This window comes from Vibrio breoganii (assembly GCF_001677275.1).
Taxonomy (GTDB): domain Bacteria; phylum Pseudomonadota; class Gammaproteobacteria; order Enterobacterales; family Vibrionaceae; genus Vibrio; species Vibrio breoganii.
The window spans coordinates 694,720-716,722 of sequence record NZ_CP016178.1 but is presented as its reverse complement, the minus strand read 5'-3'; the positions used below and the strand labels follow the sequence as shown (position 1 = coordinate 716,722).

The window sequence follows — 22,003 nt, the reverse complement described above, 5'->3', positions numbered from 1 at the left end:
CGTTGATCACGTCAAATTGCATTTAGACACCCGCTTACCCTTGATTATGCAACCGATGATGGGCATGATTTTCAGAACTAAGTGCGTAAGAGAACTAAAAATGAAAAAAACCGCAATTGTGTCATTGGCTTTATTACTGGCTGCATGTAGTTCAAGCGACTACGAATCTGACGTTCAATCAGAAAGCTATCAAGAGAACTATCAGACCAATCAAACTGAGGTTGACGAGAGCAAAGCTGAGATCGTAGAAGAAGATGTTGCTATTGTTGAAGAAGATACTGCAGAAGTGACTGAAGTATCAGAAGTGCCTGCAGAGACACCGGCAGTAGCACCGACGGAAGGTTTCTCAATTCAGCTTGCTACTATTTCAGAAGAAGAAAAAGCCAAAGCCTTTGCTAAAGCGCTGAATACAGAGTCGGCTTTGTGGCTACAAGCTAAAGAGATCAACGATAAGCCAGTTTATTCTGTTTTGATGGGCGATTTCGGTGATTACGATGAAGCTAAAGCTGCGGTTGCCGCACTTCCTGAAAGATTGCAGAAGCTTAAGCCATTCGTTAAAAACTTTACTGACAAAGAATTAGCAGCAACAGACAGCTTCCAGCTGTTAAAATAACTATTACTAAGATTGATTGGGTTTATCTAGATGTCGAACATTAATATTCTTTTGCTTTGTGGCGGCGGTTCCTCAGAGCATGAGGTGTCTTTGATTTCAGCTGACTATGTACAACAGCAACTGGAAACTACTACAGGTTTTAACGTTATTCGCGTTGAGATCACTAGCGAAAACTGGCGCAATCAACAAGCCCAAGATTGCTATCTAGACATACATTCGGCTGAGCTAGTGGAAGGAAACGATCGCTGTAAGATTGACTACATTGTGCCTTGTATTCATGGCTACCCTGGAGAAACGGGCGACATACAGTCACTGTTTGAACTATCAGGGATCCCATACTTTGGTTGCGGGCCAGAAGCGAGCAGCAACAGCTTTAATAAAATCACTTCTAAGCTTTGGTACGACGCGATAGGAGTTAAGAACACACCTTATCTGTTCCTAACTGAGAACAATCAAACGAGTGTACAGAAGACAGAAGATGCCTTTAACGACTGGGGTGGTCTATTTGTTAAGGCGGCTCGTCAAGGTTCATCGGTTGGCTGTTACAAGGTCACGGATGTTCAAGGCGTTGAGCGTGCGGTTAGCGATGCATTTAACTATTCAGAGCAAGTTTTGGTGGAAAAAGCCGTAAAGCCAAGAGAGCTTGAGGTTGCCGCCTACGAATACCAAGGAGAGTTGTTCATCACGCCACCGGGAGAGGTGATTGCGCCTTCAGATACCTTCTATTCTTATGAAGAGAAGTACAGCTCAGACAGTCACTCAATTACTGAGATTGTTGCAAAGGGTTTAACCCAAGAGCAGCTTGAACAGATAGCGGAATACTCTCGTAAAGTCTTCGTTCAGATGGGCCTTAAAGACCTGTCTCGAATCGATTTCTTCCTCACTGAAGAGGGAGAGATATACCTCAATGAGGTGAATACCTTCCCTGGAATGACACCCATCTCTATGTTCCCTAAAATGCTGAGCAATAACGGTCATGTGTTTTCTGACTACCTAGCTCAAGCGGTGAAAACGGCTCTTTAGAGAGCATGAGTACGAAAATCAATCCCAAGGTTTTATGACCTTGAATTTTAGCCTTTCACTGTCTGCCAATACCTGTTTACCCAAGTATTGCGCAGGCATTGCTGGGCTTATCCAACGCCCAAAGTCCGTAATATCCTTTACCCCATAGCCTTGTTTAGCCAGTTCTTTGGCAGCGCCCACGCGGGCCGATTGACCGGATAACTTAAGAGACAACCCCAGTTGTGTTTCTGTGGCTCGAAATACTCGATAGATCGACGATGCATCCAGCGCGTCATCGCCTATATTGCCATGACGGTCGATACGTCTGAAAACGGGACCTAGGTGGTCTGGAATCATTAGTAACCAGCGCTTAACGATTTCACTACTGGCCGACGAGAGTTGATAGGTGTTGTCGTTGATGGCGATATTAATGGGACTGTCGTCCAGCAATTCAAATTGTACTTGATGAAACAGTAGGGCTCGTAGCTCACTTCGTTTCATGGCACATTCAAACATAACAGAGAGAATGGCTGTATCTCTTAATTGCTTGAGGCTACTTTCAGAGTCGAGCTGCTGATGGATCTCTTTTAGGTGTTGAGAGTTGAAAGCCTCCGCTTGCTTAGCGTCGCCTCTTTTGTCTGAGCGAAGTTGAGCCAGCAACATCTTTACTTGTCGGTGGTTACAAGGGTCGGGGAACTCGTGAAAACGGTGCACAAGACCTAGAGTTATGGCCATGCGTTTTAAGGTGGCGTATTTTCGGGTTTCACTTTGTTTTTCAAGAAATAGGCGCACCGCGGTAGTGGAGGCGGGAAGCGCTGCTACCTTGCGTTGTCCACAAAACTCAACAAAGTGATTCCAGTCGTTAAACATAGACAGCAGAGAGTTACGGCTGTACTGCTGCTGAGTGAGGGTGTCTAAGTCATCTAGCAATATACGCTTATTGAATAAGGCACAGCTTTGCTGCTTCAACTGTGGATCAGTAATTGGAATGCATTTTTTTCTCATTGTGATGCACTATAACTAAGTGAACTGTAGTGTTTATAATAGCGGTTAAGATGCTGATTGGAAACACTATTTAACGAGAATTCTTCTAAGGATAAATATAACGGTGTTTAACCTTCTGACAGATCAGTGGTAAAATTGCTGCATAACTTCACAGATAAGGCACGTTATGTCTCTTGTATATTCAACGGAAGTCGGGCGTATCAAGCCTGAAGAAGAAAAAGTAGAACGTCCAAAGGGCGATGGTGTTGTGCGTATTCAACGTCAAACCAAGGGCAGAAAAGGCAAGGGCGTTTGTCTTGTCACTGGCCTAGATATGGACGACGTGGGTCTCAAGCTAATGGCTGCAGAACTTAAAAAAGTGTGTGGCTGTGGCGGTTCGGTAAAAGACGGTGTTATCGAGATCCAAGGTGACAGTCGAGACAAAATCAAAGCGCACCTAGAGAAGAAAGGTCATACCGTTAAGCTGGCCGGTGGCTGAATTCATTAGTTAGAATCAAAAAGGGCGATACTATTTACTAGTATCGCCCTTTTTATTTATATATCAGATGGTTACATAAGTGACGGCGTCACTTAAAGTTACATTAATACTAAGTAAGTAACGAAGATCGCTGATAAACCGTAGATGATTGGGTGTACTTCTTTACCCTTACCAGCAACAACCATAGAGAAAGAGTAGCTGATAAAGCCCATCGCCATGCCGTTCGCAGGGGAGAAGCTTAGAATGGTAAACATGATGGTAAAGAAGGCGGCAATGCGCGACTCTTTCTTTTCCCATTGAATGCTACCTAGTCTTCCAACCATATAGATACCCACAACCACCATTGCTGGCGCAACGATTGCGGTTGAGAAAATCGAAAATAGAGGGAACAAGAATAGAGACACAAGGAACAAACCAGACACCACCACTGCAGCGAGGCCCGTTCGTGCACCTTGAGAAGACGCAATACCTGACTCAGAGAAAGCGGTAATCGAGGTTGTACCCAATACAGTTCCAATAACCGTACCGCCAGCATCGGCAACGAGTGCAGACTTCGCGTTTGGTACCTTGCCATCTTTATCAATGATGCCAGCATCGCGACCTACACCAACGATGGTGCTTAACCCATCAAAGAAGTCGACAATAAAGAAGATGATGACGATAAATAACAGGTCAAATAGCTTTTCGGGTGTAAAGGCTGAAAAGTTAAAGATTGCACCAAAGCTTGGGGCTAAGCTTGGTGGCATAGATACCAGTGAATCAGGGATTGGTGCGTTAGCCGTACCCATAAAGGCATCGGCAGCAATAGTAAGTACAATAGAGGTAACAAATGAGATAAAGGTTGCTAGCTTAATGTCTCGTATCATACAACCAAGCGCCACGAAGATACTGATGTAAGCTATCAGGACCTGAGGCTCTTTAATATCGCCCATGCTTACAAGAATGAACGGGTTTGCAACGATAATGCCTGCATTTTTAAGACCAAGAAAGGCAATAAATAGGCCGAGAGATACGGTAATTGCCAGCTTGAGATCTTCAGGAATAGACTCAATCATGGTCTTTCTTATCTTAGTTAAAGAAAAGATAAGGTAGATGATTCCTGATAGGAAGATACCAAATAAGGCCTCATGCCATAGAAGAGCCACAGAGCCGCTAAACAATACGCCCTTGAAGAAGCCATTCATGCTCATGCCAGGAGCCAACATAACAGGGTAGTTACCAAACACGCCCATAATCAAGGTAGCAATGGCCGCCGCAATAGCAGTTGCGGTAAACACTGCGCCGCGATCCATACCTGGGATGTCACCCAAAATGGCAGGGTTAACCGCTAGGATGTAGCTCATCGCCAAGAAGGTTATGAAACCTGCGTACAATTCTGTACCAATGCTAGATTTACGTTCGCTGATCTTGAACTGACGGTCGATAACCGAAGTGCTACTCGGGCTTGGCTGTATAAGGGTTTCTTGACTCACAATGTGACCTTAATTAACTAAAACAATTAGGTAGTTGATCCATTTAATAAAAATGGAACAAGACATCGAAGCCCATGTGAGTGGTGGGTGCGCATAACAACAATGAGCACCGGAAAACTGTAGTCCCAGAGTTAGGTTCCGGGGTAGAAACGATTGGTCCAAATCACCAAACATATACAGCTTCGATATATTAAATTTGGCGCGTATAGTAAACGTTTGCGTGAGTAATTCAACCAATATTTTGGACAGTTTATGCTCTTATTGATCTGACTGTTCTATAATAGGATTTTTTCGTGTTTCTAAAGCAGTAAATAGAGCGAAGTAGCGGCGGCGGGAAATTAAAGGGCTTCACGATCGGAAAGCCCTAACTGTGGGATTATACGGTTAAAGCCTTAAGAGCGGAGCTACGACTCTCATCTGCCATATCGTCACCCATGTTCAAACCCTCGGCGTATACGAACCTTACGTTTGTGATACCAAAGAATTCTAGAATGGAAGTTAAGTAAGGGGCGATAGTGTCCGAGGTCTGGTCTTTGTGAATGCCTCCGCGAGTGGTAACGACAACAACTTCTCGATCTCCAATCAGACCTTTTGGCCCTTGTTCAGTGTATTGAAAGGTCACTCCAGCGCGCGCCATAATATCAAAGTAGTTTTTAAGCTGAGTAGGGACGCTAAAGTTGTACATAGGTGCACCGATGATCACGGTTTCAGCGGACTTAAGCTCAGCAATCAGCTCATCGGATAGCAGCTGTATCGGTTTTAACTCCTCGGTCAAGGTATCAACCGGTGAGTTGATAGCGGTCATTACATTTAGGTCAAGTAGAGGCACAGGATTGGCAGCAAGATCGCGAATGATGACCTCTTTTCCTTCAATCACTTTATTGATGAGTTGATTTGATTGAGAGTTGTCGCCAAGAAGGCTTGATTTTAATACTAGGATTTTAGACATGATTCACTTCCTTCATACAGTCATTTGTGAGTAGCTTGTTGAGCTTGTAATTCAGTCTAAGATAACGTCCTATGCTAAAAAATCGGAATATTTTAACAATGCACTTCAAATTATTTGAACTAACGCAATCGGGACTTTTAAAGGTCCCAATCAAGATTACATAGATGTTCTATGAACCATTCAAACGCTTTTCCTGTTTGGTCTTTATGCCAAGCTAGATAGATCTCATGGCTGGGTCTTGGGATAGCACATTCCTTTTCGACTAACTGACCCGACTCTAGAAAGGGCTTAGCAAGATGGGTAGGAATAAAGCCCACACCCAGTCCTTCAATCTGGGCCGCAATTTTGGACTCCATCGAGTTAACCCTTATCAATTGTCGGCTTTTAAACAACCCACTATCGCGAACGGGCAGTACTTGAGAGGTATCCGATACCACGATGGAAGCATAGTCTTGCAGTTGCTCATTACTAATTGTGTTGGGGGAATTGGCCAGAGGGTGTTTAGGGCTCAACGCAAACACAAAAGAGATCTCTCCCATTTTATGAGTAGAAAATAGTCCTTTAGGAAGTTCGCCATTGGCTCCTATAACAATATCGGCACGGCGGCTATGCAGTGCATCCCAACCGCCACCAAGTACCTCTACTCCAAGGTTAACGTCCACCTTTTGTTGGAGATTGTTGAACTTTGAAATCAACGGGAAAATCTTCTGCTCAGGAACTATGGTATCGCGTGCTAGACGAATTTCACTCTCCCAACCTGACTCCAACTCTTGCACCGAATCATAAAGCCGGTTGGTTGCCAATAAAATCTCTCGACCATGCTCCAATACTAGTCTACCTGCTGCCGTTAGCTGGGCTCGTTGCTTAGAGCGGTCAAACAGGGGGGTACCGACTTCATCTTCTAGTTTTTTTATTGTGTAAGTTAGGGCGGAAGGCACTTTATACAAAGATTCTGCAGCAGCTGCAAAACTGCCTTTTCTCTCTATTGCATCCAAGGCCCTAAGTGCATCAATGGAGATATTATTGTACATAATCACCTTCATTCAAAATAATTGAATTAAAACATCAGAACTTTCCGATTTTCTAATAAACCTAGCACACCTAGACTTAGATTAAACCAGACAAGAATGTTATTGGTCTTAAATATAGTAAGTTGAAAATATTTGAGATTAGTTTTGAGAATAGCCTTAAACGAGGAGAGATTATGATTACTTTACGTCGTTCGAATGAAAGAGGCAGCGCAGATCATGGCTGGCTGCAGAGTAAACACACATTTTCGTTTGCTAACTATTACGACCCACAACATATGGGCTTTTCTGCGCATCGGGTTATCAATGACGATCTTGTCTATCCGGAAGCGGGTTTTGATACTCATGGCCACAAGGATATGGAGATCATTAGTTTTGTTTTAAAAGGAACTATTGCTCATAAAGACAGTGAGGGAAATGTCCAAGAGTTGCCGGCTGGTGAGTTTCAATTAATGTCAGCAGGTAAGGGCATTTATCACAGCGAATACAATCCTTCGAGTACTGAGCCTTTGAAGTTCTTGCAGATTTGGATCGAACCTAATGAGATTGGCGGCAAGCCAGGTTATCAACAAAAAGACTTTGGCAAAAAACCTGGAATTACGACAATTGCATCACCTGATGGAAAAGACGATTCGTTAGCGATTAAGCAAGATATGAGTCTTCATCAATTGGTATTAGAAGCTAATAGCGAATTAGAGTTAGATATAGAGCAAGGCCGGAGCCTGTATTTGCACCAAGTACAAGGCTCAATGGAAACGAATGACCTAATTGTGTCTGAGGGTGATGGAATTAAGGTGCGCGATGAATCTAACATTAAAATAGCCAATCATAGTGATGATAGAATCGTGGCATTGATATTTGATCTGCCTTAAATGAGCTCAGGTAACTAAAACTAGGGGTACTGTATTTAAATACAGTACCCTTTTGAGATTAGGCCCTAGTGCTCTTTGATAGTTGTAACGTGACCGCATCAAAAACAGTTGGATAGAAATGTAGTGGCTGACAAAACTAGCCTCTCAACTAAAGGGTTTGTCGAACACACATGACAATGTAAAGCGATTGGATTTATCAAAGTACTGTGGGAGGATGAGCTCTAAGAGCGCAGTTATTTGATGTAAGGATCATGACAGTTAATAACTGGTATGGCTAAAAACAATAGTAAGGGAAAGTATGACTTGGGCTAATTTTATCTTCGCACATGGCGCTGGTGCCGGTATGGAGAGTGAATTTATGCAGACGATGACCGAAAAGTTAACGCAGCATGGTGTGTCGGTACATTTATTTGATTTTCCTTATATGCAAAAGGCGAAGGAGCTTGGTAAGCGCCGCCCACCAGATAAAATGGACAAGTTAGAGCAAGCCTTCTTAACAAAGGTAAGCCTCATAGATAGCTCTATGCCATTGTTTATTGGTGGAAAGTCCATGGGGGGACGGGTTGCTTCAATGATAGTGGAGCAAACTAAGGCGCAAGGCTGTATGTGCCTCGGCTATCCATTTCATCCCCCTGGAAAACCAGAAAAGTTGCGCACGGAGCACTTACTCGAACTGAAAAAACCGTTGCTAGTTGTGCAAGGTGAAAAGGACACCTTTGGCAAGAGAGATGAAGTGGAGGGCTATCCATTATCTGACAGCATCAAGGTAGTATATCTTCTGGATGGAGATCATAGTTTTAAACCACCAAAAAGATCGGACGCTACACTTGAAGGCAATATCGATAATGCAGTCGACGCCATGGTGGAATTTATGAAACGTCATATGTAAATCATCTCAGAGGTGATTTATTTTAGGACAAGTAATTCGTGCTAGGATTCGCTCACTTTCTAGAACCAGCGAACCATTACTCACTGAGCCGAGTCTAACTAGCGGACTTGGCTTTAATGGTATTTGACCATTAGGCTAATAGAAATGGACCAATATAAAGCGAGGGGATTGAACTATATGAGATTTTTCCTGATCGGATTTGTATTTAGACATAGGCGTAATGAAGTTCATGTGAGACCAATCTTAACAACAGACATGGAAGAGAGAAGTTGTATTAGGTGGCTGGGTATTTATAAACGCCATTTAACATAACATTGATTATGCGCACTTTAATGTAATCCGTTAACATAGTGCTGTACTGGCTCATTATTACTAGCTGACACCCGTTCTTGCGTGTTGTTATGCAAAAAAACAGCGACAGATTGACCTTATGCATCTCGTAGGTAAAATCTGGCGAGTTTCCGTGATGCAATACCTTAAGAATTTAATCTACCACGTCTTCGCAAAACCTAAACAGATAACCGTCAGGTGTCTGGACGATAAATTGCTTCTGCACTGCGTTATGGTCACCACAGAGATCTGACTTCGTTTCTAGATCTAGGTATATAGCATCTTTTGCAACCTTAGATACGTGCCAATATAGCGAATCTATATCCTTCACATCCCACTGAAAATTCACTCCTCGGCCAAATGGAAATTCAGCGGCTGCTACTAGGGTCTGTTGATCTTTTGAGGTTATTTTTGTAGCGATTTGTTGGGTATTAATACAAGGCAGTCGCTTTTAGGTGTGGTGGTTCCACATGAAAAGTGACTAACGCGGTAGAAATGCCCAACAAAGCGCTACCCGAAGGGCTCGACCAGAACCCATTTACTCATCGTTGAGCGACTTTTGCTTAGATGACTAGGCGGCAATTCCCTCGCCTTGATTAAATGACTTCTGGTCGAGCAAAATTTAATCGCAAAAGGTCAACAGACCCTAGCCATTTGCAACTTTTCCCATCAATGCCTTCCAGCATCAAGTCGACGCCATCTTTGGTTAGATACAAAAACTGTTCGTCCAATCGCTGGTACTTAACGGAGAAATTTAACACCTCAACGAAGAACTTCTTGTTAACCTCTATGTTTTGACAGTAAAGCTCAGGTACAACTCTTAGCGACATCAAATACTCCAGTCATGACTTTCTGCTATCTCACCATCATTACACCATTTTCCCTCTGATTAAAGCACAACAACTTTTGTGGAAGCTTAGCAATTAAAGAGTTTTGTTACAGTGTAATTTTAAAGAATTCAATAGACAGAACAGGCGCAGACTCTGAAGGACTCGTAGTTCATGCGTTTTAAGGCTCGCTGTTGCTGAACGCCACATCATAGCCAATCGATGTTAATGAATATTGGCTATCAAAGCCGAACTGTCCAATTCATAACCTGTATTAATAGTAGCCAAAGCCATAGTAAGTACAAACTCATGTAACGTTTAAAATGTGCACAGAAGAATATGCTGGGTATATTCTCATTTTTGTAAGTGACTTACATATAGCACACCATTTAGCGCCGAGTGACTATCTAAGTGACTGTTATATATAAATTTATAGCAGTAAACGCAAACTATTAGCCCATAAAGAATACTGTTTAATTTGAAGTTTTGGGGTGAGTATTTGTAGATAATATTAAGAAAGATATTTAGTTATAGTGCACTAAAGGTGCATAGGAAAAACCAAGAGCATTACTGCTCTTGGTCCTTTTTAAACTCAGCTCGAATGTCTTCAGCTACTTGCTTAATTGCTTGTGCTGTACTCATTCCACTTGCCATTAACTCTTGAATACGTTCAACAGCTTTCTGCTGTTCTTCATGACTTAGTGGTGGTAAATCATCTAACATAAATACTCCGAATTGCTCTACCCTACTCTTCTGTGTAGTCGATAGTCTTACTGATGGTTCGTTTATCTTTAAACAGTATCGGCCCTTGCCATTGTGACTGCGTCATAGATACGCTCACAACATATCGCTCAGGCTCTACAGCGTTGCGAGGCAGTTTAACAGGATAGTTAGACTCATACGACTTATTCCATACTGAAGAATACTGGCCATCTTTATAATCATACACAGTCACCTCTTGCACTGGTAACGGACAGTAGCGATTGAGTAAACGCTTCTTGTCTACCACCCAACTGTCTTGCGAGTCCCAACGTACGACATGCACAGGGTCGGCTTCCGTAATAACAATCCAATGTGACCATTTATTCTGGGCTTTATCTTCGATAGACAACTGATACAAACCAGACTTAAGTTGTTTATTTAAACTGTAAGTCGCTTCTGTTTGCTGCAAGGTGCGCTTTTCGTCAGTAATAGTTTCAAACGCATCTTGGTCTACAACCTCTTTAGAGATACTAGTGTCAGGCCACAAGGTTAACCTCACCTGAGAGAGTGACTCTTCAGAGATGATTTGCAGTCTCAATTTATGAGACAAACGTCCGGGACGCTGCACCGATACCTTTTCAATGGTGATAGAGTCTAGCCAAGTAGGCAAACCTTCAGAGATCAGGCTTTTACCACAATCCTTTTCGGTCGCCTGCTTAAGCAGCGACTCTAGATGTGGTTCAAGGTTATCCGTAGATTCCTGTTGCCATACCTGTACCATGAGATCGAACATGCCACTCAAATCATCTTCGAGTAGCTTCTTATGCATTCGTGTGACAGCGTTGTTTTCTTCAAACCATTGCGCATTGGTAGCCATTGGAACTACTGCAGGTAAAAGTAACAACGCGGTTAACAGCGGTTTCATTAGCTTTTCATCTTGTAACCAACGCCACGCAATGTCTCGATATCAATACCTGGCAATTTTTGACGAAGCTGAAGCACATGAGTGTCAACGGTACGCGTCGTTGGAAAGTGATTGTAGCCCCAAACGTGATCAAGTAATTCATCACGAGTAAATACCCGGCCTAGATTACTTGCCAAGAACATTAGCAGATCAAACTCTGTGCGCGTCAGTGAAATGCTAGCGCCATTGTAATCGACTTCGCGTGTGGCCTTATCGATGATTAGGCTGTCGGTAATGACTTTAGAATCATCGGTTCCCGACTCACTACCAGGGCTTCTTAGGTTAGCGCGAATACGCGCAAACAGTTCAGCTTCAGCAAAGGGCTTAGTGAGATAGTCATCAGCACCAGCATCCAGACCTGACACTTTATCCTTAACCGTTACTAATGCAGTTAAAAGGATAACCGGCACAGATTTCATTTCTTTCCACTCTGCGAGCTTGGAAATTGAATCGCCATCAGGCAGTTGTCTATCAAGAATAACTAGGTCCGCTTTTTCCCACAGTGCTGCTGTGTCCGCGATAGTTTCAGAGTGTAAACAGGTGTAGCCTGCTTGTTCAAGGCTCACTAATAAGCCATCTGCCAAGTTTTTATCATCTTCAACGAGTAGCAGTGTCTGTTCCACAAGGGATCTCCATTACAAATTTAGTTGGGGGACCAACAAGTTTCATGCTTCCCCCCATTCGTCCCACCATTGATTCAACAATAGTCAGCCCAAGTCCAAGACCCGCTTCACTTACAAACGGCTTTCTCAATTGCTTCCAATCTTTTGCACTCAGATTGCCTTCGTCTTGCACTTCAATGATGAGCGTGTTGTCGTTTCGATGCACACAAAGTTCAACCTTGCCCACACCATACTTAATTGCATTATTGACCAAATTATCAATACAGGTTCCAAGCCAATAGATGTTGACCCGCACCTCAATATCTTTTTCAATATTCAGAGAGACATCCCCTGAATAGTTTTCAACTTTATAATCGAGCCACTCTTGCATTGATGGCAGATGTTCGGTCGCTAAAGCCCGGTTATCTGATTGCAGATAATCTTTGCTGGCCTCAGCAAGTTGTCGAAGACGTCTCGAATCTTCACATAAACGCCTAAATTCATCATAAACCGTTTCGGGTAAGTGCTCGAATTCTCTCCTGAATCCCTCAACTGTCATAGACAAACTTGCGATAGGAGTGCGTAATTCATGGGTGAGTATCTGAAGAATGAGCATACGACTGCGCATCTCTTCTCGCTTACTGTTCCAGCGATAAACAGACCAGCCAATAATCAAGGCCAAGTTCAAAAGGACTAAGGCATAAAGAAGATTCTTTATTAGGTGACTGTTGTCGTGTTGCTGCCAACAAATATTGCCACGCTCAAAGAAACATTCATTCACTTGCGATACCAGGTTGAAGCTTAACTCAGCCTCTTTGGCATTATGCTCTAGTGTTTCCATGTCAAACACAAAGTAACTGTCGCCCTTTCTAAGCCAAAATTCGTTACCTTGTAACATCATAGGTGCGCCTGACAGCAAGGCAGAGATCGAGTCACTGTGCATCAGTTGCAACCTGCCTAGCAGACTGTCAGGCTCTGCCAATTGTCTCTCATTGATGTGCATGTACTGCTGGAGTTCATCAAAACGGTCTGGATGGGCTTTCACGTACCGAGCCGCATAGGTGCCGCCGCCCGGATGAATATGATTTGAACGCGCAAACCATTTTAGAGGTAGTTTGGTGCCTCGACACATTGCCCTTGTAAACACTAAGGGTTCGGTAACCGTTGGGCTAAGTGGTAGCTTGCCTTTACAGGTTTGCTCTAGTCTATACAGCAACTGAATATCTTTTAACGGATATTTACTGGTCTGTGGCAGCATGGAATTTGGGTTAATTAACGCCGTTGGAAAATCGGCTTGAATCACTTGCATGTCATACGCATCTTTCGCATCTTCAAACACAAATAAGCTCACCAAAGTATCTAACCTTTGGGGTAGTGTTTTCGCTGCTAGCATTGGGCTAACAGTCACTAAGCTTATGAATAGGAGTAAAGTTCTCAAAGAGTACAACATGTTTTAACTTGAATTTGCTAACTATACGCGTAAACAGTCCGGCATTCCAAACCGTACGCCATTATTGACAATGAAATGACACTCTCCTGTAGGAAAGTACACAAATAAAAAAGGGAGCCGAAGCTCCCTTTTACGCTAACTAACAGCCTTAAAGATGCTCAATGATCTTCAAGCAAGAGTCTTTAGCATCACCAAATAGCATTGATGAGTTCTCTTTAAAGAAAAGCGGGTTTTGAACGCCAGCGTAACCGGTATTCATTGATCGCTTAAACACAACGACGTTTTGTGCGTTCCAAACCTCAAGTACTGGCATGCCAGCAATGGGGCTTGTTGGATCTTCAAGTGCAGCCGGGTTAACCGTATCGTTCGCACCGATAACAAGAACAGTATCAGTCTCAGTGAAATCATCGTTGATTTCGTCCATTTCCAATACGATGTCATAAGGTACTTTCGCTTCTGCTAGTAGTACGTTCATGTGACCAGGTAGACGACCCGCTACTGGGTGAATACCAAAGCGCACTTCAATACCTTGAGCACGAAGCTTATCTGTAATCTCATGCACTGGGTACTGAGCTTGTGCTACTGCCATGCCGTATCCTGGAGTGATGATCACTGACTTAGAGTTCTTCAGCATTTCAGCCACTTCTTCAGCGGTTGATTCGCGATGCTCACCCTGCTCTTCATCACCCGTAGATACTGCGACTTCTTGACCAAAGCCACCTGCGATAACACTGATAAACGAGCGGTTCATTGCCTTACACATAATGTAAGACAGGATTGCACCTGACGAACCTACTAGTGCACCGGTCACGATCAGAAGATCGTTCGCTAGCATGAAACCTGCCGCAGCTGCTGCCCAACCAGAGTATGAGTTAAGCATTGAAACCACTACTGGCATATCCGCACCGCCGATTGAAGCCACCAAATGGTAACCAAACGCGAACGCTATCAGAGTCATTAGGAACAATGGGAATAGAGCGCCATCGCCACCTAGGTACCATTTCAACAATAGTGCTGAAACCACGATAGCCGCAAGGTTTAGCTTGTGCTTGTGCGGAAGGTTCAATGGAGACGAAGAAATGATGCCACGCAATTTACCAAAGGCTACTATAGAACCGGTAAAGGTTACTGCACCAATGAATACGCCAAGGTAAACTTCAACAAGGTGAATCACGTGCTCAGCATGAGTTGCTGCTTCTGGTGCATCTAATAGGCTGTTGTAACCTACTAGTACTGCTGCCATACCTACAAAACTGTGTAGGATTGCAACCAACTCTGGCATTTCGGTCATTTCAACTTTCTTGGCATAATGAATACCAATACCGCCACCAACAACCATAGCCAATAGAATCCAAGCAATACCGCTTGAATGTGGGCCAAAGATAGTCGCAAGCAAGGCGATAGCCATACCTGCAATACCGTAATAGTTACCTGAACGAGCCGTTTCTTGTTTAGAAAGACCCGCCAAGCTCATAATAAAGAACACAGCAGCAATAATATATGCGGCTTGAACTAATCCTGCAGACATAGTTTACTCCTTAGTCTTTACGGAACATTTCTAGCATGCGCTTCGTGACCGTAAAGCCACCGAAGATGTTGATGCTAGCAATTAACACGGCAATAAATGCAAGGAAGGTGACAACACCGTTACCTTGTCCTATTTGTAGCAATGCACCCACAATGATGATGCCCGAAATGGCATTAGTCACCGACATAAGTGGGGTATGCAAAGCGTGCGTTACGTTCCAAACTACGTAGTAACCTACGATACAAGCCAGTACGAATACAGTGAAGTGAGCGAGGAATGCAGCAGGTGCTACTGAAGCAACCCATGCAAATGCGCCAAGACCAATGGCAAGACCTGCAAGCTTTTTGATTGGAGAGACTGGCTCATCTTTCTTAGGCTCAGGTTTTACTGGAGCGGCTTTAGGTGCAGCCTGTGGCTGTGCAGACACCTGAATTGGTGGCGCAGGCCAAGTCACTTCACCTTCTTTCACTACCGTTACACCACGAAGCACTACATCTTCAAAGTCGATATCGATGTTGCCATCTTTCTCTTTGCAAAGCAGTTTCAGCAGGTTGACAATGTTAGTACCGTAAAGTTGAGAAGACTGGGTCGGTAGGCGACCTACCATATCGGTATAACCAATGACTTTAACGCCATTTGCCGTCGTAATGACCTTGTCTGCTTCAGTGTAAGCACAGTTACCGCCGTTAGCAGCTGCAAGGTCAACAATCACACTACCCGACTTCATGCTATCTACCATTTCTTTAGTAATTAGCTTAGGTGCTGGACGACCTGGGATAAGTGCTGTTGTGATGATGATATCAACGTCTTTCGCTTGCTCAGCGTAAAGCTCTTCCGCTTTCTTGTTGAAGTCGTCTGACATTTCTTTTGCATAGCCGTCACCAGCGCCAGTATCTTCTTGGAAATCCACTTCCAAGAACTCAGCACCCATAGATTCAACTTGCTCTTTTACTTCAGGACGAACGTCAAATGAACGAACGATAGCGCCAAGGCTTCCTGCAGCACCGATGGCAGCAAGACCTGCAACACCTGCACCCGCAACCAAGACTTTAGCTGGCGGAACTTTACCCGCAGCGGTAATTTGACCTGTGAAGAAACGACCAAATTCGTGGGCAGCTTCAACCACAGCACGGTAACCTGCGATGTTCGCCATTGAGCTCAATGCATCCAACGCTTGAGCACGAGAAATACGAGGTACCGCATCCATCGCCATCACGTTGATGTTCTTGCTCGAAAGTTTTTCCATCAATTCAGGGTTTTGCGCTGGCCATACAAAGCTAACCAGGCTCGCACCATCCTTGAGAAGCGCAATCTCTTCATCAGAAGGTGCGTTTACTTTCAGAATTAAGTCCGCGTTCCAAACAGTAGCGTGATCAACAATTGTTGCTCCCGCACTTTCAAACGCTGGATTGTCGAAGCTGGCTAACGCCCCGGCTTCCCCTTCTATTGAGACGTCAAATCCCAGTTTTATAAGCTGCTCTACCGTTTTAGGCGTTGCAGCTACGCGTGTTTCACCCGCGAGGCTTTCTCTAGGCACACCAATTTGCATAGCTATTCCCTACTATTGGCACAAAAATAAAAAACAAAATTAAAAAGTCTTCCTTGGCCCACCAATAAAAGCTAACCGCTTTTACCTGCGCCACCAATTCGGAAAAAATATCATCAATATCTGTAAGAAAACAACACATCATTGTCTTACAGGGCACTCATCAGACTAGCTAGCCTGAGCTTAGTGGTTGAAGATGGTTTCACCCATTTGATCGATCAACATTTGTGCTTTTTTGATCATCAATTCATTGGCATCACCTTCATTGCCAAGTAAGTCAGATCGAATAAAGCGGTGAGTCTTAATTGAGTCGCCCTCACCCAGTGTTATGCGTCCAGCAATGCGATACTGGCCACCCTCTGCAATGGGTTCAGCGTAAATTAAATACCCTTTGTACTCTATTGGTTCTACAACAACCTGTTTAGGTGCTTCAGACGAACCAAAGAGACGACTAAACCATCCCATAAAATCTCCAAAAATCTTAGACTTACTGATACTAAATCTATGTTAAACAAGGTTTAAAGGCGAGGATTAATATCAAGAACTTGAAGCTGATACGGGTAGTTTTTTGTATTAAAACTACATATCGACTTAAAAGAGTGATGGGGACATAATAACGCAACACACAAGCAACAAAACATTTACTTGGTTATAGCTAATAGCCAAAAATTAAATCATTAGTCTTCGTTAATCAGTAGGACCAAGGTTCCACCTTTTAAGCTACTTCCGTAGTTGATGTTGATGCCAAGGCCAACATTATCTAGATAGTCTTTCAAGAACGGAGGAGAAACGAGCCATCCTAAGCTCCATTCATAATAGTGAGCAGTGCCCATAGGTTCGCGCAGATCCTTACCGACATCGATACGACGAATACTGCTATAAAGGGTTTGTCCATATCCCCCCCAATGCGCAATATCATAAAACCCCTTTACGCCGTTGATCCAATACCACCCTTCGGGGTTACCTACGTCACCTTCATTAGCCTCACCCCAGCCAAAGCCATAGAAGTACTTCATTTCCGTGAAGGCTTCCCAATGCCCCCAGTTATGTTCGCGGTCATAATGCAACTCTACGCTAGGTTTGAAGGTTAGAGCCCATGCATCTGTATTAAACGCATAACCATCGAGCGCTTCTCTAAATGCTGTGGTTAATGAATTTCGGTAGGTGTAGTCATTGCGAAAGTACATCAGGTTGGTGCCGAGTCCCGTATTCAGGCTCCAACTTTCGGACAATGGATACTGAACCCAATATTTAGCGGCTAAAGTATATGTCTCGTCCCTTGCAGTATCTTCTGGCTCAGTGGGATCATCCCCAATAGAAAGGTCGCGCTTAGTCTTTAGATAGGAACCGACTACGGTAACGTTTTGCTTCAAACTTTTATCATCCAGAGATAAGTCGTTCAATTTAAACGTGTAAGGGATGGTGTAAATAGAAATTTGCTTACGCAACTCTAGTGACTCTTCAGAGCCTATATTTTCGTTATTAGTAACGAAATCATTCGGGTCGAAGTCTTGAAAACCAAACGAGATAGCATCACTGTCACTGAGCAAAACTGCAGTTGCAAAGTTCTGCTCTAACACTTTTTGCAAGGTTTCGTCAGCTTGAGCATAAACACTAGCAAGCAACACTAGCGGTATGAGGGCGTACTGTTTCAAATCAACTCCATTTGAACAACTTTTTCCGTTTACCTATCTGAGATTGAGAATTAAACGTTATTGTTAACCATTACAGTCAGTTACTTCTCAAGGTTAGTATATTACGCCTCGAGTTCAATCTGGATAAAGGTATTAAATATCATTTTGCACAAATACCCACCCTATAGTACAAATAGCCACCACCCTATAAGGTCGATGCCTTATTTATTGAGCATCCATCACCCAATACGCGTTTATAGTTTGACTTTTTTAGGTAACTTTTTACGATAAGGTGACCATCAATACAAGGTATGCCCTTATGTCAGAAATAATTGAAGATCAAACCATCGATCTAAGTGAAGTATCAGCGGAATTGCGTCAGGTCATCGAATTTGATGAAGTACCTGAGCAGATGTTCCAAATGGTTGTTTCTATACATGAGGCCGGTGAAGCAGAAGTACGCAAAGCGTGGGACGAACTGCCAGCCAGTGCACAGAATGTAGTAGACAACTTCGAGCAATTTCACGCTCTTACCTCAGTAAGCCAAGCCTTTGCAGGTGTTGGACTACTAGAAGAGTTCCCAACGCTTAACATTCCTGAAAACATGACGGAAGAACAAACTAACGCTTACAAAGCACAATTGTTAGACCAAGTTCTTTTCAACTGTATCAAGGACATGGTCAAGCAAATGAAGAAAGCTCGTCGTGACCCTATCCTTAAGCGCGATTTCAATAGTGTCTTTCTAAAAGACTAAGATCCTATCGCCTAAAGTGAACTCGAGTTGTTAATGCAACTCGAGTTTTTTATTGCCTAAAGAATATGTTGATTACCAGCTGTTATTTGAGGTTTAGTGTGTAGCCAGGTTTTGCTGTGTAAAACTCACCCCTTTAATCTGGGCAAAAACTTGACTGCCTTTCTGAAGGTTCAATTCTGCCGTAGCCCACTGAGTCAGTATCGATTTTAACGCTAGCTCTTCATTCAAGGCTAAAGTTAATAGGCAAGAGTGATCGTTTAGTTCTTCCATATCAGTTACTTGCACGGGAATGACATTTCGAATTGAGCTGCCAACCACAGGTGACAGTGTCACTGAAACATCTCTAGCATCAATCCTAATGCGCATACATTCGCCCTGCTTGTCCTCAAACGCTTGGTCAGGAACCCACAGTGCATGCCCCGCTACCTTCATTTTTCGCATAGCATAATTGGGATGTCGCTCAGAGACCTTGGCGGTCAGTAGTGCACTGTGCTGCTCACTCTCCTGCCATAACGCGAGCGAGTCTCCATTCCACACTTGTTCTACCGTACCGAAATCAGCAACCTTCCCCGACTCTAGAACCAGCAGGTTGTCAGCCAAGTGCATGACCTCTTCAAGGCTATGCGTCACGTAGACGATGGGAATGTCTATTTTGTGTGGCAGTTGACTGAGATAATGCATGACCTCCCTTTTTCTAGGTAAATCAAGACTAGCCAGAGGCTCATCCATCAACAGCAACTCAGGCTCACTCAACAACGCCCTAGCAATGGCAACTCGCTGCCTTTCACCACCACTGAGCTTGTTTGGTTTAGAATCTAACAGGTGCTCAATACCAAGTAACGACGTTAGCTCCTTAAATCGCCCACTTTGTAACTTGTTTGGCGAACCAAAAAGAAGGTTCTCTAAAATAGAGAGATGAGGGAACAAACGGGCATCTTGAAAGACGACCGCTATTTTTCGTTTCCAGACAGGCACATTGATACTGTGCTTGGTATCAAGTAGACAGGTTTCTATAAATGTCACCTCACCTTGATCAGGGGACAATAACCCACACAATACGTTTAGAAGCGTGGATTTACCGCTACCGGACCGGCCAAACACCGCAGTAACACCGGTCGAGGGGATAGTTCCTCTTATATCAAAGGATTGGTTATCGAATTGGTGCGTAAATGAGAACATTAACGTCATTAAATAAGCCCCAATTTCTGTTGAGACCGGCGCGACATCCATTCACTGATAAATAGCGAAACCAGTGCTATTACAATGGCTAAAATACACAGTCTCATCGCTTCAAACTCTGCGCCGGGCGTTTCTAGAAAGCTAAACATAGCAAGGGGGATGGTTTGAGTTTCACCTGGGATATTAGAGACAAAGGTAATGGTGGCACCAAACTCACCTAAGCTGCGCGCAAAGGCCAATACAAATCCAGAAATAACACCAGGCATAATCAATGGAAGTGTTACCCGCTGGAATACTCTCCAAGGGTTGGCACCCAGTGTCATAGCGGCGTCTTCAAGCTTGCTGTCCACAGACAAAATACTAAGGCGAATGGCCCTCACCATTAAAGGCAATGCAACCACTGCCGATGCTAAGGCCGCACCTCTCCAACTGAACGAAAAGTCGAGTCCGAGATACTGCTCTAGCCATTTGCCAAGCGGGCCTTGTTTTCCAAACAAGATCAGCAATACATATCCGATGACCACAGGAGGCAGAACTAACGGCAAGTGAATAAGTCCGTCGAGCAGACTTTTGCCATAGAACTCTTTTTTAGCCAAAAGCCAAGCCAGTGCAATTCCGATAGGTAAAATACAAATACTCGCAACAAAGGCTACTTTTAGGCTAAGTGCTAGGGCTGTAATTTCTAACTCGGTGAGCATCACACCTTCCCTATTGGGTTAATGGGGTAAATCCTAACTCTAGCAAATATTGACTCATCTCTTTGCTATAAAGGGCTTTATATACCTGATTTGCACTGCTTTTATCTGAAAGTAGCAACGCTGGGTACTTAATAGGCTCGTAAAGATCCATTGGGATAGCCGAAACTAGATGAGCCTGTTTCGACTGTTTTGCATCGGTAACATACACAATACCCATTGGCACCTGCTGCCTTTCCACCATGGCAAGCACAGCACGAGTATTTTTCATTGGAGCCGTGTGTTTTGACAGTGACTGCCACACGCCTAGATTCTGTAAGGCTTGTTTCGCATAGATACCAACAGGAACGGTGTTTGATTCACCAATGGCTAAACGCTGACCGTCTAACATTTTGTTCCAGTTAGAGAGATCATCTAGTCTATCTAACCTTACGTCTTTATTTCCTGACACTACAACAAGCTGGTTTCCCGCAATGTTAATCGAGGGTTTAACACCTTCGCCCTGTTGTTCTAGATAATCCATCCACTGTGTATTTGCGGATATGAAGATATCAGCAGGCGCACCTTGGGAAATCTGTCTGGCTAGGGAAGACGATGACCCATAGACCCCTTTTACTTCTATTCCCTGCCCTTGAGCTTTTTCAATTAACCTTTCAACAACCTGCGTCATAGATGATGCAGCATAGACGTAGACGGTTTGGTTTGAATTGGCGAATGAGAATGAAGAGAAGAGTAGTAAAAGCGGAATTAGAATACGCGGCATAAGGTTCTTAATAAGTAGGTGCCCAATAAAGGGCACCTAGTTGTTCGTTATTATTTAGTGATTTTTGGTTGTACGTATTTACGACTGACATCAACAATCGCCACATCTCGTACGAAACTACGTCCAAGCAACACTGGGAAGTCTAAGTGCGAGCGATCGACTAGAGTAAACTCTGTCTTCTCTTTCAGTTCAGAAAGCTGAATCCAAATCGCTACCACAGGACGTTTATCCGATTCTTCTGAGCTTGATTGCTTCACTTTTGCAAAGCGCTCAATTGGCAGGCTGATCTCTTTGCCAACTTTTCCGGCGTAGGCTGGTTTGAACTTCACCCACTTCTTGCCATCACGCTCAAACTGTTTAACTTCGATAGCGGATAGAGAAGACGTTGTAGCGCCTGAGTCAACGCGTGCTTTCACTGTCGCTTTGAATTCAGGGAAGAACAACCATTCTTGTTCACCAAGAATAAGTTTGCCATCTTCTGTTTTCGTCGGAGCAGGCGCTGGTTCAGCTTCCTTCTCTTCTTCAACAGCCACTGGCTCTTCTTTTTCTACCACTTCTTCAACTGCTTCTTCAGTTTCTTGCTCCATGACCGGCTGTTCAAACTTTATTTCTTCCTTACCACTTTCTTGTGGTGTGCTTGAACATGCGACCAAAGAGCCTGCAAACAAAGCAATACTTAAAATTTTCCAATGTTTCATCCAATCCACCCTGTTAATCTAAG

Annotated in this window: 23 protein-coding genes, 1 pseudogene and 1 riboswitch; of the genes and pseudogenes, 6 read left to right on the top strand and 18 right to left on the bottom strand. The window is 43.7% G+C overall.

Features of this window, described 5'->3' with window-relative positions:
- Nucleotides 1-100: 100 nt before the first annotated feature.
- Nucleotides 101-613: an SPOR domain-containing protein gene (locus A6E01_RS16210; RefSeq protein WP_017029931.1), complete on the top strand. Its 513-nt coding sequence runs from the start codon at nucleotides 101-103 to the stop codon at nucleotides 611-613.
- Between the two features lie 30 nt (nucleotides 614-643).
- Nucleotides 644-1,636 (top strand): D-alanine--D-alanine ligase, encoded by a 993-nt coding sequence (locus A6E01_RS16205; protein WP_017029932.1) that lies wholly within the window; start codon nucleotides 644-646, stop codon nucleotides 1,634-1,636.
- Nucleotides 1,637-1,654: 18 nt separating this feature from the next.
- On the opposite strand, the gene A6E01_RS16200 is transcribed toward A6E01_RS16205, so the two are convergent.
- On the bottom strand, nucleotides 1,655-2,620 hold the full coding sequence (locus tag A6E01_RS16200) for a tyrosine-type recombinase/integrase (RefSeq protein WP_017029933.1): 966 nt from the start codon (nucleotides 2,618-2,620) through the stop codon (nucleotides 1,655-1,657).
- Between the two features lie 166 nt (nucleotides 2,621-2,786).
- On the opposite strand from A6E01_RS16200, the gene yciH reads away from it, so the two are divergent.
- Entirely contained in the window at nucleotides 2,787-3,098 is a 312-nt protein-coding gene (gene yciH / locus A6E01_RS16195; protein WP_017029934.1) for a stress response translation initiation inhibitor YciH, read from the top strand.
- Nucleotides 3,099-3,196: 98 nt separating this feature from the next.
- Here yciH and A6E01_RS16190 read toward each other — a convergent pair whose 3' ends face one another.
- From A6E01_RS16190 to A6E01_RS16180, 3 genes are all read right to left on the bottom strand, one after another.
- Nucleotides 3,197-4,570, bottom strand: a complete 1,374-nt coding sequence (locus A6E01_RS16190; protein ID WP_017029935.1) for an NCS2 family permease — start codon at nucleotides 4,568-4,570, stop codon at nucleotides 3,197-3,199.
- A gap of 100 nt (nucleotides 4,571-4,670) precedes the next feature.
- Nucleotides 4,671-4,770, bottom strand: a riboswitch (purine riboswitch).
- 176 nt (nucleotides 4,771-4,946) lie between these two features.
- Nucleotides 4,947-5,519 (bottom strand): FMN-dependent NADH-azoreductase, encoded by a 573-nt coding sequence (locus A6E01_RS16185; protein WP_017029936.1) that lies wholly within the window; start codon nucleotides 5,517-5,519, stop codon nucleotides 4,947-4,949.
- A 137-nt stretch (nucleotides 5,520-5,656) separates the two neighbouring features.
- The gene (locus A6E01_RS16180) at nucleotides 5,657-6,550 is read right to left on the bottom strand and encodes a LysR family transcriptional regulator (RefSeq protein WP_065210717.1); all 894 of its coding nucleotides are present in this window, start codon (nucleotides 6,548-6,550) and stop codon (nucleotides 5,657-5,659) included.
- Nucleotides 6,551-6,723: 173 nt separating this feature from the next.
- On the opposite strand from A6E01_RS16180, the gene A6E01_RS16175 reads away from it, so the two are divergent.
- Nucleotides 6,724-7,419, top strand: coding sequence for a pirin family protein (locus A6E01_RS16175; protein WP_065210716.1), 696 nt, complete (start codon nucleotides 6,724-6,726; stop codon nucleotides 7,417-7,419).
- Between the two features lie 298 nt (nucleotides 7,420-7,717).
- Entirely contained in the window at nucleotides 7,718-8,308 is a 591-nt protein-coding gene (locus A6E01_RS16170; protein WP_065210715.1) for an alpha/beta family hydrolase, read from the top strand.
- Nucleotides 8,309-8,792: 484 nt separating this feature from the next.
- Here A6E01_RS16170 and A6E01_RS21560 read toward each other — a convergent pair.
- The 10 genes and pseudogenes from A6E01_RS21560 to A6E01_RS16125 form a co-directional block, all read right to left on the bottom strand.
- A pseudogene (locus tag A6E01_RS21560) lies at nucleotides 8,793-9,008 on the bottom strand (VOC family protein); the annotation flags it as partial.
- 226 nt (nucleotides 9,009-9,234) lie between these two features.
- Entirely contained in the window at nucleotides 9,235-9,468 is a 234-nt protein-coding gene (locus tag A6E01_RS16160) for a VOC family protein (protein WP_413329693.1), read from the bottom strand.
- A gap of 564 nt (nucleotides 9,469-10,032) precedes the next feature.
- Nucleotides 10,033-10,188: a YoaH family protein gene (locus tag A6E01_RS21015; RefSeq protein WP_017029941.1), complete on the bottom strand. Its 156-nt coding sequence runs from the start codon at nucleotides 10,186-10,188 to the stop codon at nucleotides 10,033-10,035.
- Nucleotides 10,189-10,210: 22 nt separating this feature from the next.
- The gene (locus tag A6E01_RS16155; protein ID WP_017029942.1) at nucleotides 10,211-11,092 is read right to left on the bottom strand and encodes a DUF2861 family protein; all 882 of its coding nucleotides are present in this window, start codon (nucleotides 11,090-11,092) and stop codon (nucleotides 10,211-10,213) included.
- On the bottom strand, nucleotides 11,092-11,754 hold the full coding sequence (gene vxrB, locus A6E01_RS16150; protein ID WP_017029943.1) for a response regulator transcription factor VxrB: 663 nt from the start codon (nucleotides 11,752-11,754) through the stop codon (nucleotides 11,092-11,094). Before vxrB ends, A6E01_RS16155 begins: the two co-directional genes overlap by 1 nt.
- Nucleotides 11,729-13,183 (bottom strand): sensor histidine kinase VxrA, encoded by a 1,455-nt coding sequence (gene vxrA, locus A6E01_RS16145; protein WP_065210714.1) that lies wholly within the window; start codon nucleotides 13,181-13,183, stop codon nucleotides 11,729-11,731. Before vxrA ends, vxrB begins: the two co-directional genes overlap by 26 nt.
- 148 nt (nucleotides 13,184-13,331) lie before the next feature.
- Entirely contained in the window at nucleotides 13,332-14,711 is a 1,380-nt protein-coding gene (gene pntB / locus A6E01_RS16140) for a Re/Si-specific NAD(P)(+) transhydrogenase subunit beta (protein WP_065210713.1), read from the bottom strand.
- A gap of 10 nt (nucleotides 14,712-14,721) precedes the next feature.
- Nucleotides 14,722-16,260, bottom strand: a complete 1,539-nt coding sequence (pntA, locus tag A6E01_RS16135) for a Re/Si-specific NAD(P)(+) transhydrogenase subunit alpha (protein WP_017243277.1) — start codon at nucleotides 16,258-16,260, stop codon at nucleotides 14,722-14,724.
- A 180-nt stretch (nucleotides 16,261-16,440) separates the two neighbouring features.
- The gene (locus tag A6E01_RS16130; protein ID WP_017029947.1) at nucleotides 16,441-16,722 is read right to left on the bottom strand and encodes an HlyU family transcriptional regulator; all 282 of its coding nucleotides are present in this window, start codon (nucleotides 16,720-16,722) and stop codon (nucleotides 16,441-16,443) included.
- 212 nt (nucleotides 16,723-16,934) lie between these two features.
- Nucleotides 16,935-17,912 (bottom strand): Solitary outer membrane autotransporter beta-barrel domain, encoded by a 978-nt coding sequence (locus tag A6E01_RS16125; protein ID WP_065210712.1) that lies wholly within the window; start codon nucleotides 17,910-17,912, stop codon nucleotides 16,935-16,937.
- A 298-nt stretch (nucleotides 17,913-18,210) separates the two neighbouring features.
- Between A6E01_RS16125 and A6E01_RS16120 the strand changes: the two genes are divergently transcribed.
- Nucleotides 18,211-18,645 (top strand): DUF3069 domain-containing protein, encoded by a 435-nt coding sequence (locus A6E01_RS16120; RefSeq protein ID WP_017029949.1) that lies wholly within the window; start codon nucleotides 18,211-18,213, stop codon nucleotides 18,643-18,645.
- A gap of 93 nt (nucleotides 18,646-18,738) precedes the next feature.
- On the opposite strand, the gene modC is transcribed toward A6E01_RS16120, so the two are convergent.
- From modC to A6E01_RS16100, 4 genes are read right to left on the bottom strand one after another with little or no spacing between them, the layout of a single operon-like run.
- A complete protein-coding gene (gene modC, locus A6E01_RS16115) occupies nucleotides 18,739-19,833 on the bottom strand; it encodes a molybdenum ABC transporter ATP-binding protein (protein ID WP_065210711.1) in 1,095 nt (364 codons plus the stop codon).
- Nucleotides 19,833-20,525, bottom strand: a complete 693-nt coding sequence (gene modB / locus A6E01_RS16110; RefSeq protein ID WP_026026267.1) for a molybdate ABC transporter permease subunit — start codon at nucleotides 20,523-20,525, stop codon at nucleotides 19,833-19,835. The genes modC and modB overlap by 1 nt, the downstream gene beginning before the upstream one ends.
- Before the next feature lie 7 nt (nucleotides 20,526-20,532).
- Nucleotides 20,533-21,282, bottom strand: a complete 750-nt coding sequence (modA, locus tag A6E01_RS16105) for a molybdate ABC transporter substrate-binding protein (RefSeq protein ID WP_065210710.1) — start codon at nucleotides 21,280-21,282, stop codon at nucleotides 20,533-20,535.
- A gap of 50 nt (nucleotides 21,283-21,332) precedes the next feature.
- On the bottom strand, nucleotides 21,333-21,980 hold the full coding sequence (locus A6E01_RS16100; RefSeq protein ID WP_017029953.1) for an ATP-dependent zinc protease family protein: 648 nt from the start codon (nucleotides 21,978-21,980) through the stop codon (nucleotides 21,333-21,335).
- Between the last annotated feature and the right edge of the window lie 23 nt (nucleotides 21,981-22,003).

What these genes read in the sequence shown, in the direction of transcription:
- A6E01_RS16210 (WP_017029931.1), top strand. Translation starts at nt 101, where the DNA reads ATGAAAAAAACCGCAATTGTGTCATTGGCTTTATTACTGGCTGCATGT.
- A6E01_RS16205 (WP_017029932.1), top strand. Translation starts at nt 644, where the DNA reads ATGTCGAACATTAATATTCTTTTGCTTTGTGGCGGCGGTTCCTCAGAG.
- A6E01_RS16200 (WP_017029933.1), bottom strand. Translation starts at nt 2,620, where the DNA reads ATGAGAAAAAAATGCATTCCAATTACTGATCCACAGTTGAAGCAGCAA.
- yciH (WP_017029934.1), top strand. Translation starts at nt 2,787, where the DNA reads ATGTCTCTTGTATATTCAACGGAAGTCGGGCGTATCAAGCCTGAAGAA.
- A6E01_RS16185 (WP_017029936.1), bottom strand. Translation starts at nt 5,519, where the DNA reads ATGTCTAAAATCCTAGTATTAAAATCAAGCCTTCTTGGCGACAACTCT.
- A6E01_RS16180 (WP_065210717.1), bottom strand. Translation starts at nt 6,550, where the DNA reads ATGTACAATAATATCTCCATTGATGCACTTAGGGCCTTGGATGCAATA.
- A6E01_RS16175 (WP_065210716.1), top strand. Translation starts at nt 6,724, where the DNA reads ATGATTACTTTACGTCGTTCGAATGAAAGAGGCAGCGCAGATCATGGC.
- A6E01_RS16170 (WP_065210715.1), top strand. Translation starts at nt 7,718, where the DNA reads ATGACTTGGGCTAATTTTATCTTCGCACATGGCGCTGGTGCCGGTATG.
- A6E01_RS16160 (WP_413329693.1), bottom strand. Translation starts at nt 9,468, where the DNA reads ATGTCGCTAAGAGTTGTACCTGAGCTTTACTGTCAAAACATAGAGGTT.
- A6E01_RS21015 (WP_017029941.1), bottom strand. Translation starts at nt 10,188, where the DNA reads ATGTTAGATGATTTACCACCACTAAGTCATGAAGAACAGCAGAAAGCT.
- A6E01_RS16155 (WP_017029942.1), bottom strand. Translation starts at nt 11,092, where the DNA reads ATGAAACCGCTGTTAACCGCGTTGTTACTTTTACCTGCAGTAGTTCCA.
- vxrA (WP_065210714.1), bottom strand. Translation starts at nt 13,183, where the DNA reads ATGTTGTACTCTTTGAGAACTTTACTCCTATTCATAAGCTTAGTGACT.
- pntB (WP_065210713.1), bottom strand. Translation starts at nt 14,711, where the DNA reads ATGTCTGCAGGATTAGTTCAAGCCGCATATATTATTGCTGCTGTGTTC.
- pntA (WP_017243277.1), bottom strand. Translation starts at nt 16,260, where the DNA reads ATGCAAATTGGTGTGCCTAGAGAAAGCCTCGCGGGTGAAACACGCGTA.
- A6E01_RS16130 (WP_017029947.1), bottom strand. Translation starts at nt 16,722, where the DNA reads ATGGGATGGTTTAGTCGTCTCTTTGGTTCGTCTGAAGCACCTAAACAG.
- A6E01_RS16120 (WP_017029949.1), top strand. Translation starts at nt 18,211, where the DNA reads ATGTCAGAAATAATTGAAGATCAAACCATCGATCTAAGTGAAGTATCA.
- modC (WP_065210711.1), bottom strand. Translation starts at nt 19,833, where the DNA reads ATGACGTTAATGTTCTCATTTACGCACCAATTCGATAACCAATCCTTT.
- modA (WP_065210710.1), bottom strand. Translation starts at nt 21,282, where the DNA reads ATGCCGCGTATTCTAATTCCGCTTTTACTACTCTTCTCTTCATTCTCA.
- A6E01_RS16100 (WP_017029953.1), bottom strand. Translation starts at nt 21,980, where the DNA reads ATGAAACATTGGAAAATTTTAAGTATTGCTTTGTTTGCAGGCTCTTTG.